The following is a 22,090-nucleotide window of genomic DNA, read 5'->3' as shown; positions in this document are numbered from 1 at the left end:
ATGAAAAAATTACTTGCAGGGTTATTAATTATATTATTGGTTTTTCAGACTGCATGCACACAGGAAATATCAGTTAAAAAAGGTTCGCCGAATTATAAGGGAAAGGGTGTTACCATAACGGATAAAGGAAACTATTTCGATGTAGCACTTGATTTTACAAAAGGATTAAGCCACAGGGAGATAGGAAAAGAATTTGCCAGAGGAATACTTTCCGTTGTACCCGATTATGAAACTCTGGTTGATTCATATATAGCCGAAAACCTTTTTAAAAGCCAATACAATGAGACTTTCTGGAGAGTTGATGATATAAAAGCACAGATTGATAGAGAGTACAGAGAAGAAATTGAAGGTATGGCTGAAGTATTTTCCGGTGGAGATAAAAATGTCAGAGGAGATAACAAAATTTCAAAGGACGAGTTTTTCCTGTTTAATTTATTCCTTGACGTTATAAGGGCTACACAGTGCAGTTTTGTATCTGTCTATGGCTCGCAAAGTGCAACGGGTAAAACAATTACCGGGAGAATTCTTGATTGGTATGGAGGTAATAAGAACCAGCTTCCCAGAATTCAGGCGGTTATTACAATGAAAAATTCTACAGGGAGCATATGCTCCATTGGATATATAGGCTTTATGGGAATAATAACCGGATTTAATGACAGAAAGATATTTGCCGCGGTTCAGGAATCAACATCAGGAGCGGCATATTCATCCGCAGGTAAAAGGTCTTACCCATTGGATTTGAGACATGCCTTGGAAAACACGGCAAACATGGAAAAAACTATTGAGTTTATGCAGGATGAAAAAAAGCAGTATGCGGTAAATCACCTGATTGTATTTTCAGACCCTAATGAGAGTAAAGTTCTGGAGAATAATTTCAGCGGAAGAGGCTCGGGGGCAGGACGGCTGAAACGGGCTGTGAGAACGGCTGAATCCAAGCTGAATAAAGGTGTCACATGGGGAATAAAAGATGCGGTCGCATCTGTTAATTCATTTATTCTCGAAGGCAACACAGACAACCATACAAGAACTAAATACAATACACGAAGATGGAAATACATAAAAGAGCAGTTCTCCGGCAGAGAATCAGGCTTTTCTCTCGAGGATATTAAAAAAATTATGACTTACACCAAAGGCTCACCAAGAGCTTTATTGGATACAAGGTATTTGTATACAAAAGCGACATTGAGCATGACTGTTTTTCAGCCGGATACTCTTTCACTGGAAGTATATTTTTTCCCGAGGAATACGTTGAAAGTGCCCGATAAACCTACTTTTGAGAAAATTTCCGTATTTCAATAATATTAGTTTAACAGGTGGTGAAAAGAATGTATGCTTTTAAAACATTGATAGATTTGATTTTATCCAGACAGGATGAAAAATCCAAGGGTATTACATTTATACTAAGTGAAGTAGAAGAACATTTTGTATCCTATAGTGAGTTATACCATGGAGCAAGGACTCTTTTATACAATTTGCAGGCATCAGGCTTTAAAAAAGGCGACGAAGTTATATTTCAGATAGATAACAACAGACAATTTATGTTTGCCTTCTGGGCATGCATACTTGGAGGGATGATTCCGGTTCCGGTTACAACGGGGACAAATGATGAACACAAACTAAAGCTGTTTAAGATATGGGATATATTAAAAAATCCGAAAATGCTGACTTCCGATGATTTTTTTGCAAGACTTAAAAGCTTTGGAGATAAAAATGGTTTATCTGAACAAGTTGACATAATGCAAACCAGAACCTTGAGTCTGGAGAATTTAGATAAAACCGACAGTTTCGGAGAAATTGAAAAAGCTGAGGAAAATGATATTGCATTCATTCAGTTTTCCTCAGGCTCTACAGGCGACCCAAAAGGTGTAATAATTACTCACAAAAATGTTCTGTACGATATAGGCTCGGTTATACGCTGGGTAAATATAAATTTAGAGGATTCAGGACTTAACTGGATGCCCCTGACCCATGATATGGGCCTTATAGGTACACACATAAAGGATGTAATTGCATGTATAAACCAATATAATATCGAGACACAGCTGTTTATAAGACATCCTTCATTATGGATACAAAAAGCCAGTGAACACAAGGTTACACTATTGTATTCACCTAATTTCGGGTACAAACATTTTCTGACCTTTTTTAAGCCGGAAGTAAAAAAGGACTGGGATTTGTCAAAGGTCAGGCTCATATACAACGGTGCTGAACCCATATCATATGAATTGTGTGATGAATTCCTGGAAAAGCTGTCTCCGTATGGCTTAAAAAGAAACTCAATGTATACGGTTTACGGTCTGGCAGAGGGGACTATCGCAGTAACATTTCCAAGACTTGGTGATGAGATGAGGTTTATAACCCTTGACCGTAATTACCTGAATGTAGGTGACATTGTAAGAGAAGTAGGCAAGGGCGACGCCAGAGGCTGCAGCTTTGCTGATGAAGGATATCCAATATATGATTGCTATGTCCGAATATGTGACATTTACAACAAGGACATAGGTGAAAACAAAATTGGCTACATATGCATATCGGGTGCCAATGTTACATCAGGCTACTACAACAACGAGGAAGCAACCCGCAAAGCAATAACCAAAGACGGCTGGCTCAATACAGGTGATTTGGGCTTTATGAGGGATGGAAGACTTGTTATAACAGGACGTGCTAAAGAAGTAATCTTTGTAAAGGGCCAAAACTACTATTCACATGATATTGAACGCATCGCACAGGAAGCTGAGGGGATTGAACTCGGAAAGATTGTTGCGGTTGGAGCATTCAATGAAAAAATCAAGTGTGACGAACTGATACTCTTTGTTCTGTTTAAAATGAAAGCAGATAAATTTACAGGAACAGTACGTATTTTAAAAAAATTAATCAGTGAGAGATTGGAAATAGAAGTGTCACAAGTTATTCCCATAAAAAGTATTCCAAAAACCACCAGCGGAAAAGTAGAACGTTACAAGCTACGTGAAAGCTATATTAATGGTGAATTTGATCCCATAAAGAATGAAATAGAATTACTGCTCAAATCAGAGGCAGAAAGCAGACCAATTGACTTGCCTGAAAATGAAATACAGGCCAAACTGGTAAAAATCTGGCAAGAGGTACTGGGTGTAAAGAAAATAGGCATAAAGGATAATTTTTTTGAATTGGGTGGAGATTCTTTAAAAATTACTCAAACAATTTCCCGGATAAGAGAAGAGTTCGGAGCTGAACTTGAACAGACACTTTTATTTGAAAACCCTGTCCTTGATGTCCTTGCTGATATCATTGAAAAATCAGACAAAATATCTGTTGATGAAAATAGAATACAGCGTTTACAAGAGAACGGTGCTTTATCCCTTTCATATGCTCAGCAGCGGATATGGTTTCTTGACAGACTAAACGAAAACAGCTCCCAATACATGTTATATTCAGGCCTTAATATAAAGGGAACCCTGAATTATGATTTGCTGTTAAAAAGCTTCAATACGATTATAGAAAGACATGAGAGTTTAAGAACCTCCTTTTTTGAAGAGGATGGACAGCCTGTGCAAACAGTAATGGAAGGGGTTCGCATGGGGCTGCCTTTTATTAGTCTTGTAGAAATACCATTAGAGAACAGAAAAAAAGAAGCTATGGTTCTTGCAAAAGAGGAAATAAGCTATCCATTTGACTTAAGTAAGGCACCTCTTATAAGAGGAAAATTGTTTCAACTTGAAAAAGACGAATACATTCTGATTCTGGCAGCCCACCATATAGTATTTGACGGCTGGTCATTCAAGGTACTGCTGAAAGAATTGGAAATTTTATACAACTCCTATTTGCAAAAAGAAAATTATGTTTTGCCGGAACTAAAAATCACATATTCGGATTATGCTTGCTGGCAAATTGACAGATCCAAGGGAAATACCATACAGAAACAGCTTGTCTATTGGAAGGAAAAGTTAGGCGGAAAGCTTCCAGTACTGGAACTGCCTTTTTCAAAGCAAAGGCCTACAGTACAAACCTATAAAGGCTCCAACTTCCGTTGCAGCCTTTCAGATGAGTTGTCTCAAAAACTAAAAAGCGGGGCGGAGCAGGAAGGTGCCACGCTTTATATGATTCTACTTGCAGCCTTTAAGGTCTTACTTTTTAAATATACAGGACAAGAAGACATAATCATCGGTTCACCTGTTGCAAACAGAAACCGTTCAGAGCTGGAACCATTGATAGGGTTCTTTACAAACAATCTGGTCATTAGGACAGCTTTCAGCGGAAATAGCAGCTTTCGTGAACTTATGAGAAATGTAAGAAATGTCACCCTTGAAGCATACTCTAATCAGGATGTTCCTTTTGAAAAAATAGTTGAAGAACTTAATCTGGAACGCGATATGAGTCGCAATCCCCTTTTCCAGGTGTTTTTCAGCCTCCAGGATACTCCTGTACCAGAAGCAAGGCTGTCCGGCATGAGTATTTCAAGTATTGAAATAGAGGGTGACACAGCGAGATTTGACCTTTCTGTTGATATAAACGACAGTGGGTCGGGCCTGGAAGTAAACTTTGAATTTAATACAGACTTATTTGATGAAGATAGCATAAAAAGAATGGCAGGACATTACACATATTTATTGGAGAATTTAACTGCAAATTTCGAAACACAAATCAAAAGGTTTGATATTTTGAGTTCAGAGGAGAGTAAAACCTTACTGGAAGGCTGGAACAATACCCGTGTGGATTTTGAGTGTGATTTGTGGATACAACTTTTTGAGGACAAGGTGTCAATTAACCCCCATGCCGTTGCCGTAGTAAAGGGAGACAGACAGCTTTCCTACGGTGAACTTGACACAAGAGCCAACCGGCTTGCAAATTATCTTGTATCTCTGGGAGTCGGCCCTGAAACCGTAGTAGGTATATATATGGAGCGTTCCATAGATATGCTTACGGCTTTAGTAGGTGTCCACAAGTCTGGTGGAGCATACCTTCCTATGGACCCCATTTTTCCAAAGGACAGGCTGGAGTTTATGCTGGATAATGCACAGGTTCCTATCATTTTAACTGACACTATAATCAAGGATACACTGCCTTTAAACAAAGCAAAAATTATCTGCATCGGTGAACAATGGAAGGAAATATCGGAACAAAGCGCTGAAAAACCTGAAAACAGAGCGACAACGGATAATCTGGCATATGTAATATATACTTCAGGCTCCACTGGAAATCCCAAGGGCGTACAGATTGAACACCGTGCATTAACAAACTTCTTGCTCTCAATGGGTACAAGTACAAATATATGTGAGAAGGACAGACTTTTGGCTGTAACCACTCTTTCATTTGACATTGCAGGACTTGAAATGCTGCTTCCATTAGTAACAGGTGCCTCAGTTGTAATAGCAGGAAGAGATGAAGTAATCGACGGAGAAAAACTCATATCACTTATGGACAAGCATAATATTTCTATTATGCAGGCAACCCCTGCCACATGGCGAATGCTAGTAGAAGCACAATGGCAGGGCAGCAATAAGCTCAGAATACTCTGCGGAGGAGAGGCACTGCCAAGAGATTTGGCAAATGAGCTGATGGACAGATGTTCATGCTTATGGAATGTTTATGGGCCTACTGAGACTACAATATGGTCTACCATGATGCGCTTGGATTCAAAAGAAGGCCCGGTATCCATAGGGAAACCCATTGCAAATACAGCGGTATATATACTTGATAATGAAATGAAGCCAACTCCTGTAGGGATTCCGGGAGAACTATATATTGGAGGAGCGGGCCTCGCAAGGGGATATTTAAAACTTCCAGTGTTGACCCGGGAAAAATTTATACGGAACCCATTCAGCAGCGAAGAGGGTTCAAGACTATATAAAACAGGAGATATTGTAAGGTTTATGCCTGATGGAAATATAGAATTTGTGGGTCGTGGTGATAATCAGGTCAAAATACGGGGCTTCCGCATAGAATTGGGTGAGATAGAGACACTTTTAAACAAAAATCCTCTGATAAGTCAGAGTGTAGTTGTATGCAGAGAAATATTCACGGGTGAAAAAGCCCTTATAGCCTATATAATATTAAAAACAAAGGAAACAGATACAGTTGGGTTAAAGAACTACCTCAGGGAAAGACTGCCTGATTATATGATACCCTCGTATTTTGTAAAGCTTGATTCCTTCCCAATGACACCGAACAATAAAATAGACAGAAAAGCTCTGCCAATACCTGAAAAAACCACTCATGGAACAAACTCAGACATGATACAGCCGTCAAATGAGGTACAAAAAACGGTATCAGAGGTCTGGAAAGAGGTTCTGGGAAGAGAAACCATAGGACTCAATGAAAACTTCTTTGATCTGGGAGGTCATTCACTACTTTTGGCAAAAGTACGCAGCAAAATATCAAAAACAATGAGTATAGATTTGCAGGTTATAGATTTATTCAAATATCCTACAGTCAACACACTGTCAGAATATCTTGAACAGAGGCTGGGCAAAAAAACAGCGGTTATAAACACCAAAAAAAGTATGCTAAGAACGACTTCTTCACAAAGCAATGATATAGCCGTAATAGGTATGAGCGCAAGAGTACCCGGTGCAAAGAATATTGATGAGTTCTGGACAAATCTCTGTCAAGGAAGGGAATCAATAACCCGTTTCAGTGACCAAGAGATAATAGCAGAGGGCATAGCCCCCGAACTGCTAAAAAAGCCGGAATACGTAAAAGCTTGGGGCGTTTTAGAGGATGCTGACAAATTTGATGCACAGTTTTTCGGTTTTAATCCAAGGGAAGCGGAAATACTGGACCCCCAGCAGAGAATATTCCTTGAAGAAGCATGGAAGGCAATGGAGGACGCAGGCTGTGATTCCGAAAAGTTCAGCGGTGCAATAGGAACCTTTGCAAGCGTCGGCATGAATACATATATAAAATATCTTACAGAAGACAGTGAAATTGGGAATGTTGCAAATAATTATCAGATAATGATAAATAACGATAAGGACTTTCTTGCCACCAGAGTAGCTTATAAACTAAATCTGGAAGGCCCCGGAGTAACCGTTCAGACAGCCTGCTCATCCTCAATGGTTGCAGTACATCTTGCTTGCAGGAGTCTTTTGAATAAAGAATGTGATATGGCTCTGGCAGGTGGTGTAAGTATAAGACTTCCACAAAAAACAGGTTATCTGTATCAGGAAGGAATGATACTGTCACCGGATGGACATTGCAGAGCCTTTGACGAAAAAGCAAAAGGAACGGTGGGTGGAAACGGTGCCGGAGTAGTTGTTTTAAAAAGGCTGGAGGATGCCATAGCACAAGGGGACAACATCTGTGCAGTAATAAAGGCAACTGCGGTCAACAACGACGGGTCGCTGAAAGTAGGTTACACAGCCCCAAGAATTGAAGGTGAAGCGGGAGTTATTGCAAAGGCACAGGAACTTGCCGGAGTAAATCCTGACACCATTACATATATTGAAGCCCACGGAACAGGGACACCACTTGGAGATCCTATAGAAATAGAAGCACTGGAGAAGGTGTTCAGTGAAAAAAATGACAAGAAAAAGTATTGTGCAGTTGGTTCGGTCAAAACAAATATAGGTCATCTGGATGCGGCATCAGGGGTAATAGGCCTTATAAAAACAGTTCTTGCCATTAAGAACGGCAAAATACCCCCAAGTCTCAATTTTGATAAGCCTAATCCCAAGTGTAATTTTCAAAATGGACATTTCTATGTAAATGCAAAACTCTCCGAATGGAAAACTGGTGGGATACCCCGAAGAGCAGGAGTAAGCTCATTTGGAATCGGAGGTACAAACGCACATGCAGTTCTGGAAGAAGCACCAGTAAGAAGAGATGTAACTCCTGAAAAATCAAGGCATTTATTTATATTTTCAGCAAAAACTCCAAGTGCACTAAAGAGAATGCCATCAAACTTTGCATTATATTTAAAAGAAAATCCCGGTATAGATCTGAACGATGCAGCATACACACTGAAGCTGGGCCGCAGAGAGTTTGAGTACAGGTGCTTCCTTGTTTGCTGTACAAGAGAAGAAGCAATAGAAGCTATAAAAAATGATAATTTGATATATGGAAACGGTGTAAAAAGTGACAAAGGATATAATGCAGCAAGCTTAAAGGAGTACACAGAGGAAGAACTGGGAATTTTCTGGCTGCAAGGTGAAAAAATAGATTGGATTACTTTGTATGATGGACAGGTAAGAAACAAGCTTAATCTTCCTACGTATCCCTTTGAAGGACAATCCTTCTGGGCAAAATCCAAAAAAGCGGACAGGAAGGATATCAATGATTATTTTTACACACCGTTATGGAAACAGACTGTTTACAATATTCCATCAGAGCTGACACTGCCTGAAAATATGAAATCCATACTGGTACTGGCTGAAAAAAGTAACTTTGAAAATAAATTTGTGGAGCTTTTAAGAAAATCAGGGGCCAAGGTCATTGAGGCTAATCCAAAACAGCAGCAGGACTATGATTCGTTGCTAACAGACATGAAAAATCAGGGCAAACTGCCGGACAGTATTATTAATATGCTGGGTATTTCAAATGAAAATCGAGGCAAGGACCTTTTCTACAGTATGCTCTTCCTTGCAAAAGCACTTGGAAAGCAGGAGTTAAAAAAAGAAATAACTACTATTGTTCTAACAAACGGTATGCAAAAGGTATTCGGTGAATCCGTGCTGTATTCTGAAAAAGCTTTGGTACTAGGCCCTTGTAGAGTAATTCCAAGAGAATATGAAAATATCAAGTGCAGAAGTGTGGATTTTATGCTTTGTGAAGATGACAGTCCATTTGAAATGGAGCTGTTGGAGCAGCTTTTAAATGAAGCCTATAGTGATTCGAAAGATAAAACAGTAGCGTACAGAGGGGAAAGCCGTTGGATTCAAAGCTTTGACAAAATGGAACTCCAAAATACACAAAAGCCTGTGCTTCAAATAAAAAATAAAGGAACTTATATTATAACAGGCGGATTGGGCGGAATCGGACTGGTCCTGGCAGAATACCTTGCCGAGAAGGAAAAAGTAAATCTTGTCCTTGTGGGACGCTCTTCATTCCCTGAAATGGAAAAGTGGGATGAATGGCTGAAAGACAAGGGAGAAGCTGACATAATTTCCGCAAAAATACAAACCTTGAAGAATATAAAAGAACTTGGCTCGGAAATTCTCATCTGTCGTGGAAATGTTGACAATATGGAAGAAATGACAAGAGTACGTCAGCAGGTTCAGAATCACTTTGGAAAAATCGACGGTGTAATTCATGCAGCCGGAAATCCCGGAGGCGGAATGATACAGATAAAGGAAGAAGGCTTTGTTGAAAATGTATTTGCACCAAAGGTCACGGGAACACAGGTGTTGTATGAAGTATTAAAGGACTGCAAGCCGGATTTCTTTATTATGAGTTCATCCCTTAACTCCATAACAGGAGGTTTTGGACAAGCAGATTACAGTGCCGCTAATAATTTTATCGACGCATTTGCAATTGCCCATGATTCAAGACACGGAACTCGTTTTGTATCAATCAACTGGGACAGATGGCCCGGCGTAGGCATGGCCAAAGGCAATAAAAAACCGATTCACCCTTTGCTGGAAAGAAAGCTATCCGAATCTTCGGATAAATCCGTGTATTTATCACGGTTTAATCCTAAAAAGGACTGGGTGTTAAGTGAACACCTTGTAATGGGAATCCCTACAATAGCGGGAACTACATATATTGAAATGGCTCGAGCTGCTTTTGCAGATATAAATGGAGATAAACCTGTTGAATTTTCAGATGTGAACTTTCTAACTCCAATGGCAGTTAGGGAAAATGAAGAACAGGATGTTTTGACAATTCTTGAAAGAAACGGCGGACATTATGAATTCAAAATATTTAGCAGACTCCATTCAAATGTGGAAGACAACCTATGGAGAGAACATGCACAGGGAAAGATTGCAGCTGCAATTGACCCGGAATACAAACGGATTGATATTTCTGAATCGGCAAACATATTTAATGAAGAAAAGTTTGATTACATTAAAAAAGATATTAAGGAATTTATAACTTTCGGGAACAGGTGGAGGACACTGAAAAGGCTTGGTTTCCACGGTACAAAAGGAATTGCTCAGATAGAACTGGCCCCGGAATTTATAGATGATTTAAAGTACTTTAATATACATCCTTCTCTTTTGGATGTTGCTACCGGTTCGGTAAGGTTGGCATCCAAAAGAAATTTTCTTCCTGTTTCATACGAGAAGATAATTGTAAAACGAAGACTTCCTGGAGAAATTTATGCAAATATAACATTCAGAGACGAATACAATGCGTCCAATGAAATAATAACCTGCGATATTGATATTTCGGATGAAAAAGGTGTTCAGCTAATTGAAATAAAGAATTTTTCCATGAGGCTAATTTCAGACGAGAACAGTGAAAATATAAAAAACAGAAACCGGAATTTAAATTCCTTTACAGAAGACACCCAAGTTTATAACAGCTTAATTAACAGTTCAAATAGCGGCAATATTTTGGATTCGGGTCTGACGGTGGCAGAAGGCAGGAAGGTATTTGAAAAAATACTGTCAGGACAGTATTTTAACACTCAGGTTGTTGTTTCAACCAAAGAAATTAAAGAAGCTATTGCAGACGCAGGTTATATAAATAAAAAAAGCAATACTGTTGCTGAAAAGGACGAACAAAAAACATTACATCCAAGACCTTACCTTCCCAATGCCTATTCTCCGCCAAAAAGCGAGGCTGAAAAAAGGCTTGTACCACTATGGCAAAATCTTCTTGGCATAGAGGGAGTAGGAATTCATGATGAGTTTTTTGCACTGGGTGGAGATTCTCTTCTATTGGTACAGCTACATACAAAAATAAAAGAAATATTTTCGACAGATTTAGCCGTTGTTGATTTATATAAATACAACACAGTAGCACTTCTGGCCTCAAAGCTTGACGGGGAAAACCATCAGGAAGAAAAGCCAAGTTTCAAAAGTGTAAGTGAAAGGGTCAGTAAACAGCAGGAGAGGTTAAAGCAAAGAAAACAAAGGATGATGATACAGAGGGGGGAGAATCATTAATGAGTAATTTTGAAGAAAGCGGTTCCCTGGACGGTGCAATAGCCATAATAGGTATGGCAGGACGCTTCCCGGGCGCTAATAATACGGATGAGTTCTGGGAGAATCTATATAATGGTGTGGAGTCTGTGAAATTTTTTAAACACGATGAGCTGGTAAAGATGGGTATAGACGAACATCTGCTGGATAATCCCAAATTTGTTGCGGCTGATGCTATTTTGGACGGAATGGACATGTTTGATGCTGAGTTTTTTGATTATTCCGCAAGAGAAGCCGAAATTATGGACCCACAGCATCGCTTATTTTTAGAGAGTGCGTGGGAGGTACTTGAAAGTGCCGGATATAATTCCGACCTGTATGACGGAAGAATCGCAGTCTATGCTAGTGCAAACCTAAGCGGATACATGATAAGAAACCTGTATTCCAACCCGGGATTGGTTGAAAGTCTTGGTTCCTTTAAAATAATGATAGCAAACGGACAGGATTTCCTTGCAACAAAGGTGTCCTACAAAATGAATCTTATGGGGCCAAGTGTCAATGTCAACACTCTTTGTTCATCATCTATGGTAGCAGTTCATTACGCTTGTCAGAGTCTTAACAACTTTGAGTGCGATATCGCTATGGCAGGGGGCGTCAGCTTTCAGGTGTCCAGAAACGAGGCATTCTTTTATCAGGAAGGCGGCATAGGTTCAGCAGACGGACATTGCCGTGCTTTTGACTCCAAAGCCAACGGTACGGTAAGCGGAAGCGGACTGGGTGTAGTTGCCCTTAAGAGATTGGAAGATGCAATTGCTGATGGAGATTATATACATGCAATTATAAAAGGAACAGGCATTAATAATGACGGTTCCTCAAAAAACAGTTATACTGCTCCAAATGTAGACGGTCAGGCAGAATGTATTGCTGAGGCCATAGAAATGTCGGGAGTTAACCCTGAAACAATTACATACATAGATGGTCACGGAACGGGTACAAACCTGGGAGACCCGATTGAAATAGCTGCTTTGACCAAGGCATTCAGAGCTTATACCGATAAAAAAGGATTTTGTGCTATAGGTTCGGCAAAAACCAATATAGGGCATCTTGTAAATGCCGGTGGTCTGGCCAGTGTGATAAAAACAGTACTTTCCATGAAACACAGGGTAATACCGGCAAGTCTGAATTTCGAAGAACCGAACCCCAAAATAGACTTTGTAAACAGCCCTTTTTATGTAAATAGTAAACTTTCAAAATGGGAAACAGAAGGGTTTCCTCTTAGAGCGGGTGTTAGCTCCTTTGGAATCGGCGGCACCAATACCCATGTTATTCTGGAGCAAGCTCCTGCTGCCCAACCATCCGAAAAATCACAAAGGCCTTACCAATTGATTTCACTATCAGCAAAGACAGAAACAGCACTTGAAAAAATGACACAAAACCTTGTTGAACATATAAAGAAGAATCCTGACCTGAATTTGGCAGATATAGCATTTACACAGCATGTAGGCAGAAGGAGTTTCAATCATCGTAGAATTGCAGTTTGTAAAAACCTTGAAGATTTGGAAGTGAAAATAAGTAATTCCACAAGCGGTAATGTTATCTCATACTTCCAGAAACACAAGGACAGGCCGATTGTATTTATGTTTCCCGGAGATGCAAAATACATAAAAGAGTGCGGTGAATTGTACAGGACAGAAGAAAGATTCAGAAATACTGTGGATTACTGTGCAGACCTTCTATTGTCAATACTGGGTACCGATATCAGAACTTTACTTGATTCAGACATGACTGCAAATGAAAATAGAAATGTAAGGTCAGTAGCTTTTGTTACACAGTATTCAATGGCAAAACTTCTTCAAGAGTCAGGTTTAAAACCTGAAAGCATGATAGGAGAAGGTACGGGAGAATATGTTGCCGCATGTATTTCTGAGGTATTGAGCCTTGAAGATGCATTGAGAATTACTGCTTCTGAAGATAAGAATTTTTCGGAAATTCTCTCGGAAATCAGTTTAAATGTACCACAAATACCCTTTGTATCATCCGTGAGTGGGCAATGGATAGAGGATTCCATGGCCACAAGTACGGATTACTGGTTGAAACAGCGTAACAGCAGCTTTTCAGCCCAAGGCTTGCAGGAAATTCTGTCTGATGATGAAAGGATTTTTGTTGAAATCGGTAATGGGGAAAGGTTCTTGTCGGAAGCCGGAAATTCGTTGATTTCAGTTCAGATTGAAAACACAAGTCCTTCTGAGGCATTTATGGAATGTATGGGGAAAATCTGGGTTTACGGAGCAAAAGTTGACTGGAATAAATTCTATGAAGAAGAAAAGAGACACCGTATTCCACTGCCCACATATCCATTTGAAAGGCAGAGATATTGGATTGAACCCGGCGCAAGAAATGAAAACAAAAAGGAGCAGGAGTTCCCTGTTTCAGATAAATCAGAAATTGATGAAAAGGTTCTTGCAGAGTGTATTAAGGGAAATATATCAATATCAGTAGATTTGGATGAGTCAGCAAAGAAAAAGCAAATAGAAGCTATTCTTCTTTTTAAAGATAAACTTGAAAAGCTATGCTTGGAATTCCAAGGCAAAATAGAAGTTTCACCCCTATTGCTAAAAGGGTCGGAAAAACTTTCAGGAAGTATGGATGGTTCCGAAAAGCTTAGCAAAAGGCCTCGTCCCGATTTGGATATACCTTATGTGGAACCTTCAAGCGAAGTTGAAAAAATAATTGCGGAGTACTGGAAAAAGGTTCTTGGCTTTGAAAAACTGGGAATACACGATGATTTCTTTGAGTTGGGAGGTCATTCGCTAATTGCTGCCGCAGTTGCAGCCGATTTGAGCAAGGTGTTCAAAATACAGATTCCAATGACCAAGCTTTTGGAAACCACCACAATAGCCTCTGTTGCAGAAATGGTTGAAACCTATAAAGGGGTAATGCTGGGGGACGGAGAGGCGGCAGCTGCTGAAGAGAACATGGAAGAGGGTACTATATAGACGTTAGCAATAGCATATAGGATGAACAGTTAAAATGGTTCTTTCAATTAATTGGGGGGGAATACTCATGATTTCCAAAGAGTGTGACAGTAATTTAAACGATCTGTCTGTCACTGAATTTATGCATATTATTAATAGCAGGAATATAAAACTGTGGATGGATGGGGAAAGCTTAAAATATAAAGCTCCTAAAGGCGCTGTTACTGACGAAATATTAGCATATATAAGGCAGAGAAAAGAAGAGATAATATCCGGAATTCTTATAGAGAATGCAAAAAGGTTGCTGTATGAACCTATTGAAAAGGTAGATGAAAGGGAGTTCTATCCTTTATCTAATGCACAAAGAAGGATGTATTTGTTATATAAGCTTGAGACGGAGAGCACAGCATATAATATAACCAATGTGCTTAAAATAGAAGGAAATTGCAGCAAAGAAAAAATGGAAAGTACCTTTATGGAGATAGTTAAGAGGCATGAATCCCTTAGAACTTCTTTTAAAATTGTAGACGGTGAGCCTGTTCAGAGGATTAACAGGTCAATTGATTTTAAAATTGAATACGGAGAGATTGATGATGACAGGGATATCGAAGATTTGACCCGGGAATTTGTACGGCCTTTTAACCTTGCATGTTCACCTTTATTCAGGCTTAAGCTTTTAAAACTTGATGAAAACCGGTTTTACCTCTTGTTTGACATACATCACATCATTTCTGACGGTGTATCTGCTTCGATTTTTGTTAAGGAATTCAACTGCTTATATAATGATAAAAAGTTAGAGCCGATTAATATACAATATAAAGATTACAGTGCCTGGCATGAAAAGCTCCTTAACAGCGAACTGGTCAAAAAGCAAAGAGAGTATTGGCTTAAAGCCTTTGAAGGAGAACTCCCGGTTTTGGCACTCCCAGTTGATTATAAAAGACCTGCTGAATACAGCTTTGAAGGAGACTCAATAAGATTTAATATTGGGAAAGAAATTACCTTACAGCTTAATTCTTTAGCCCGTAAAAATAGAGCTACTCTGTACACGGTTTTACTTTCGGCATATTACATATTACTTTCAAAATATACCGGACAAGATGACATAATAATCGGGTCTCCCGTAGCAGGCAGAAGGCATTCTGACGTATATAGCACTATCGGCATGTTTGTTAATACCATACCCCTTAGAAATTACCCTGATCAACATAAGACTTATAAAGAATTCCTGCATGAGGTTACAGGGAATGTATTAAGTACATTTGATAATCAGGATTATTCCCTTGAACGCTTGATGGAAGACCTGAATGTTGAGAGGGATCCAAGCAGAAATCCCTTATTTGATACTGTTTTTGTTTTGCAGAATATGAACATTGATGATGTACAAGCTGATGGGCTTGGAATAGAAATATTTGAATACAATCAAAAGACAGCTCAGTTTGATATTACCGTGAGGGCTACAGAGAAGAAAGACGGTATGGAAATTGAAATTAACTACTGTACAAGCCTGTTCTCAAAAGAGACAATAAACAGGTTAAGTACACACTTTACAAACATTCTTGAACATATAATAAAAAATCCGGAATGTGAAATTAGTGAAATTGAGCTCATGTCAGATGAAGAGATTCAACAATTATTGAAGGAGTTTAACAATACATCGGCAAACTATCCCATGACCGCAACTATACACGGCATTTTTGAAGAACAGGTGAAAAAAACACCTGACAATATTGCAGTTTCTTTTGAAGGTAATTGTATGACCTACAGGGAGCTGAATGCCAAAGCAAATAGGCTTGCAAGAACTATAAGAGAGTATGTTACACAAGATTCTGATAAGAACCCCAAAATTGCTGCAATATTACTGGAACGTTCTTCGGATATAATTGTGGCGGCTCTTGGTGCTCTTAAAGCAGGCTGTGGGTATCTTCCAATAGATCCCGGATATCCTTCCGAAAGAATAAACTATATGCTGGAGGATAGCGGGACAGGCATTTTAATAACTAAAGAAGAATTCATAAAAAAGAATAACTTCCAAGGCCGGACTATTCATATGGATGATAAAAGCATTTATAAGGGAGAAGATACTAATCTTGAAAATACAGTAAAACCAGACAGTCTAGCATATATTATTTATACTTCAGGTACCACCGGGAAACCCAAAGGAGTAATGATAGAGCACCGTAATGTTGTTCGTTTGCTGTTTAATGACAGAAATCTGTTCGATTTTAATGACAAAGATGTCTGGACAATGTTTCATTCATTCTGCTTCGACTTTTCAGTCTGGGAGATATATGGAGCACTTCTTTATGGAGGGAAGCTGGTAGTTGTTCCAAAAAGTATAGCAAGAGAACCTAAGGATTATCTCGAACTTTTAAAAGCAGAAAAGGTAACAGTTCTAAACCAGACACCTACTTCTTTTTCCAACTTAATAGAATATGAAATTGAAAGTAAGGAAAAAGCCCTTGCCTTAAGGTATGTTATCTTTGGGGGAGAGGCCTTAAAACCAGCAGTTTTAAAGCCTTGGAAAGAAAAATACTCAGCAATAAAGCTTATAAATATGTATGGAATAACTGAAACTACTGTCCATGTAACATATAAGGAAATAACTGATTATGAGATTGAAACGAATATAAGTAATATCGGGCGACCTATACCAACACTTTCGGTTTACATAATGGATAGCGAAAGCAAGCTCGTTCCTATCGGAGTTCCCGGGGAATTATGTGTAGGCGGGGATGGAGTTGGCCCTGGCTATTTAAACAGACCTGAGCTTACAAGGGAAAAGTTTATTCCAAACCCTTATATTCCATTACAAAGATTATATAAATCCGGCGATCTGGCGAGATTCCTGCCCAATGGTGAAATAGAGTATCTGGGAAGGATAGATCATCAGGTAAAGATAAGAGGACACAGGATTGAACTTGGTGAAATTGAATCAAAACTTTTAAGACATCCGGAAATCAAGGAAGCTGTTGTTATTGCAAGAGAGAATAGAGGCCAAAATAATATCAGTGCATATATCGTTTCAGGCCAGAAACTTAAATCGGAAGAGATACGAGGGTTTTTAGCGGAAGAATTACCTGATTATATGATACCTGCGTATTTATTCTATTTGGATAAAATACCACTTACCTCAAATGGGAAAATTGACAGAAAGGCTCTACCTGTTATTGACGGTAATTTTGATACAGGTGAGGAATATGTTGCTCCGGGAAATGAGATTGAAGAAAAAATGGCAGTGGTTTGGCAGAAAGTTCTAGGGTTGGACAAAGTAGGTACAAATCAGAATTTCTTTACTCTTGGGGGAGACTCAATAAAGGCAGTAAAACTTGTAAGCAGGATGAATAGTGCTCTTGGAACAAATATTAAGATGAAGGATATTTACCTCAATCAAAATATAAAGGAACTGAGTGCAAATATAAGTATAACCTCCGAAGGTTGGGAAGATGAACTTAAGAATGGTATTGCAATAATTGATGAAATAAAAAGCAGTATCCTAAATAGCACAGAAGAATCAGGCAAGCTTCCTGCTGATACTGAAGACTTTTATCCGTTAAGTCAGATACAACAGGGAATGGTGTACTATTCTAAACTAAGGCCCGAGGAGCCAATATACCATGACCAGTTCCCATATCTTATAAAATTCAAGGGATTTAATGAGGATAAATATCAGGAAGCTGTAAAACTCGTTGTTAAAAGGCATACCATTTTAAGAACTACCTTTGATTTGGAAAAGTTTGCGCAACCACTTCAGATTGTACATAAAGACATGCTTCCTGTTATTAAAATAGAGGATATTTCAAGAGTGTCTGTAATTGAACAGCAAAGCCATATAAAGGCTTATATGATTGCGGATTTGAAAAATAAATTCAAGTTTAAAGATGACTTGTTGTGGAGAATGGGAATGTTCAAGCTGGACAGAGATAACTACTGCATATTGTTATCTTTTCAGCATGCGGTCTTAGATGGCTGGAGTGTTGCTGCTCTCATGACGGAAATTATGGCATATTATAGTAAGCTGCTAAAGGGTGAAACAGTGGAAAACTTGCCTCTGAAGTGCAGCTATAAAGATTATGTTGCTATTAATCTCAGCAGAAAAGCAAATAAATCAACTCAGAAATTCTGGAATGATTTGCTAAAGGGATACACAAGGACGAAATTACCTTTTAATATTTCAGGTAAAAGACTTAACAAGGACACCGAAAACAAGATATTAAAAAAGTCCTTCAATTCAGAATTGCTGAACCGCCTACAGGAAAAAGCAAAAAAGTATCAGTGTACCCTGAAAGAAATTTGTCTTAGTGCCTATTTATACTTAATGGGGGTGATAACTACTGAGAATGATATAGTTACAGGTGTTGTAACCCATGAAAGACCTGCATTGGAAGATAGTGAAAATATACTGGGATGTTTCTTAAATTCGGTACCTTTACGTTTAAAAGTAGAAAAAGAGATAGACAAGTTGGATTTGCTAAATAAAGTCAAGGATTATGAAAAAAATGTAAAGGCCCATGAACTGTTTTTGGGAGATATCAGTAATATTATCGGCGAGGTAAATAATAACGGAAACCCCGTATTTGATACCCTGTTCAACTTTACGGACTTCCATGTAATGGAAGATATAATGAATACGGAATTTGCAGCACGTTCTTATTATGAACTGGATTTGAAATCCGCAGAAATGACCAATACACTGTTTGATCTTGAAGTATCAAAGACCTTGGATAACTTTGAGATGCAAATAAAGTATTCATCTGCATTTTTCCAATCTGAAGATATTGAGACTGCTGCCGGGCTATATGAAAGGATTCTTGAGAAATTTTCAAGTGATGATAAGGTAATAGTCGGTGAAGACCTGCTTACAAATGAAGAGTTGAAAGAAATATTGTTCAGTTCAAATAATACAAAGGTAAAATACGACTCCTATAAGAAAATCCATGAGCTATTCGAAGAGCAGGCTCAAAAATCCCCGGAAAGTATTGCTTTGATATCAGATGGGAGGACATTAACCTATGGTAAGCTGGATGAGTATTCAAACAGACTTTCACACCAGTTAATATCCAAAGGTGTAAAAAGTGGTGATCACGTAGCACTTATATCACAGAGAAATTTTGAGATGATAATAGGGATGCTGGGGATTTTAAAAGCCGGGGGTGCCTATGTGCCTATTGACCCTGACTATCCAACTTCAAGAAAAGAATACATAGTATCAAATTCCGATGTTTCAGCAGTGGTGACAGATATGGACTATGATTTTCCACATAAAAATACAGTAATAATTAATTACGGGGATATGGAGTTATATCCGGCCTACAGACCGGATATCTCAATCGATTCAAGTCAATTGGCTTACGTCATATATACATCAGGGTCTACAGGCAGCCCCAAGGGGGTAATGATAGAACACCATTCGGCGGTAAATCTTATATCTTGGGTAAACAGAGAGTTTAATGTAAGCAAGAATGATAGGCTTTTATTTATTACATCTATGTGTTTTGACCTTTCGGTATATGACATATTCGGTATTCTTGCGGCAGGTGGTAGTGTGGTAGTTGCAAAGAAGGAACAGGTACAAAACCCATCCGATTTGAAAAACCTTGTGAAGACGGAGAGAATAACTTTCTGGGATTCGGTGCCTTCTACTATGAATTATCTGATAAATTCTCTTGAAGGGGATGATGAGGGTTTCATACAGAATGATTTGAGACTGGTTTTTATGAGCGGTGATTGGATTCCGGTAAAGCTCCCGTATAAGATAAAGGAATATTTCCCCAATGCAAGGCCAATAAGTCTGGGTGGTGCTACCGAGGGGACTGTATGGTCAATATACTATCCTATCGAAGAAGTAAATGAATACCAGACAAGTATTCCATATGGCAAACCTATTGATAATAACTATTTCTACATATTGGACGAAGCCGGAAGGGTTGTTCCGAGGGGAGTAGCTGGTGAGCTTTATATTGGCGGGGTTGGAGTAGCAAGAGGATATATGAATGATGAGAAGCGGACTGCTGCTTCTTTCGTGGATAATAAATTTTTGGATGCCGGTAATCATAAGATGTATAAAACCGGTGACTTGGGAAGAATGATGCCTGATGGAAATATTGAATTTTTGGGAAGGACGGACCATCAGGTAAAAATCAGAGGCTTTAGGGTAGAGTTGGGTGAAATCGAAAATCAATTGCTGAAGCATGGTGAAATAAAAGAAGCAGTTGTAACAGACCGGGTTGATAATAGCGGGAATAAGTATCTTGCGGCATACTTTGTGGCGAGCAGAGGCCTGTCTGGGTCCGAATTAAGAGAATATCTGCACAGTAAGCTGCCGGAATACATGATTCCAACATACTTTGTGCCTCTGGAAAAAATTCCTTTAACGCAAAACGGTAAGATTGACAGAAAAGCTGTTCCAGACCCTGTAACAAGTGTAACTTCCGGGCAAGAGTATGAAGCTCCCCAAAATGAAGTTGAGATAAAGTTGGTTGAAATATGGAAGGAAGTACTTGATATAGACAGGGTAGGGGTAAATGACAACTTTTTTGAACTGGGGGGCCACTCTTTAAAAGCCACAGCAGTGGTAACAAAGATTCATAAGGCATTTAATGTGGAGATACCATTGGCTAAAATATTCGGAAGTCCCACAATTAAGCAGCTTTCAAACTATATTATCAGTGCAAAGGTCAGTATATATTCCTCTATTAAACCAGTGCCTAAAAGAGAGTATTACGAATTGTCTTCTGCACAGAAAAGGGTATATATAGTAGAAAATCTCAAAAAGAGCGGAGAAAAAACAGATGGTGATACCAGCTATAATGTTTCTTCGGCAGTGATTGCAGAAGGCGAAATAGATGTAAACAAGCTCCAAGAGGTTTGCAGGGAAATCGTATCAAGGCACGAAGTTTTCAGGACATCATTCGAAATAGTTGATGGAAGGCCGGTGCAGAGGATAAGTGATTATGTTGACTTCAGCATAAACATTGATAATTTTGAGGATATTGAAGAAAATGAAATTAATATTAACAAACTGACAGACAACTTTATAAGACCCTTTGATTTAAGCAAAGCACCGTTATTCAGGGTGAATGTGGTAAAAATAGGTGCTGAAAAGCACTTGTTGATATTTGATATGCATCACATTATTTCTGATGGGGTATCAATGGGGATATTACTCAAAGAGTTCAACAGCCTTTACGGAGGACATAAGCTCCAATTGCCGAGGATACAATATAAGGATTTTGCACAATGGCAAAACAATATTCTAAAGACTGAAGTAATGAAAAAGCAAGAAGATTACTGGCTTAGTCTGTTTTCGGACGGAATTCCAAGTCTGGATATTCCAACGGATTACCCACGACCTGAAATAAAGACCTTTGAAGGTGCCGAATTCAAATTCGGATTTGATTCTTCAATTGCGGAAAAACTGTCAAGGCTTGCATCAGAAACCGGAACTACAATGTATATGGTGCTTTTATCTGCATTCTACGTACTGCTCCATAAAATTACAGGCAAGGAAGAAATGGTTGTAGGTACTTCAGTGGCAGGCAGACCACATTCAGATTTGGAAAATGTAGTTGGAATGTTTGTAAATATGCTTGCAATGAGGAACAAACCAAAGGCAGATATTACATACTATGATTTTCTAGCAGATGTAAGGGAAAATGCTTTGAAGGCTTTTGAAAACCAGAATTACCAGTTTGAAAAGCTGGTGGATAAGCTAGGGCTGGAAAGGAATTCAGATCGCAATCCTTTGTTTGATGTAGCCTTTGTATTACAGAATACAGGCTTGGGCAATATGGAGGCAAGTAATGTAAAATTTGCTCCTTTTATTATGGAATCCAAAATATCGAAGTTTGATCTTACCCTCTATTCATGGGAAACGGATGAAGGAATTGATTTTATTATTGAGTACAGCACGGCTCTCTTTAAAAGGGAAAGTATTGAAGAGATGTCAAGACAGTTTATCAGGATAATAAAATCCATAACCGAGAATAAACTCATAAAAATAAAGGATATAGCTTTTTATGATGAGGAAAAGGCGAGTTCAATTATAGAAGAAATCAATAAAAATCGGAGAGATATTGTAATTGACATAGATTTTTAAATGGGGGAGTG

The 22,090-nt window shown here is 38.7% G+C and carries 4 protein-coding genes; all 4 read left to right on the top strand.

Annotation, left to right across the window (positions count from 1 at the left end; translation table 11 throughout):
• Complete coding sequence (locus L323_RS27620) at nt 1-1,299, top strand: C45 family autoproteolytic acyltransferase/hydolase (protein WP_020814878.1); 1,299 nt, start codon at nt 1-3, stop codon at nt 1,297-1,299.
• Between the two features lie 26 nt (nt 1,300-1,325).
• Nucleotides 1,326-11,030, top strand: coding sequence for a non-ribosomal peptide synthetase (locus L323_RS27615; RefSeq protein ID WP_020814877.1), 9,705 nt, complete (start codon nt 1,326-1,328; stop codon nt 11,028-11,030).
• A complete protein-coding gene (locus L323_RS27610; RefSeq protein WP_020814876.1) occupies nt 11,030-14,002 on the top strand; it encodes a type I polyketide synthase in 2,973 nt (990 codons plus the stop codon). The genes L323_RS27615 and L323_RS27610 overlap by 1 nt, the downstream gene beginning before the upstream one ends.
• A gap of 67 nt (nt 14,003-14,069) precedes the next feature.
• Nucleotides 14,070-22,079 carry a non-ribosomal peptide synthetase gene (locus L323_RS27605; RefSeq protein ID WP_020814875.1) on the top strand — a complete coding sequence of 2,670 codons (8,010 nt, stop codon included), beginning with the start codon at nt 14,070-14,072 and terminating at the stop codon, nt 22,077-22,079.
• The last annotated feature ends 11 nt before the right edge of the window (nt 22,080-22,090 follow it).

This window comes from Ruminiclostridium papyrosolvens C7 (assembly GCF_000421965.1).
Classification (GTDB): Bacteria; Bacillota; Clostridia; order Acetivibrionales; family DSM-1351; genus Ruminiclostridium; species Ruminiclostridium papyrosolvens_A.
The sequence above is the reverse complement of the archived record's forward strand: the minus strand, read 5'-3'. Positions and strand labels throughout refer to the sequence as shown.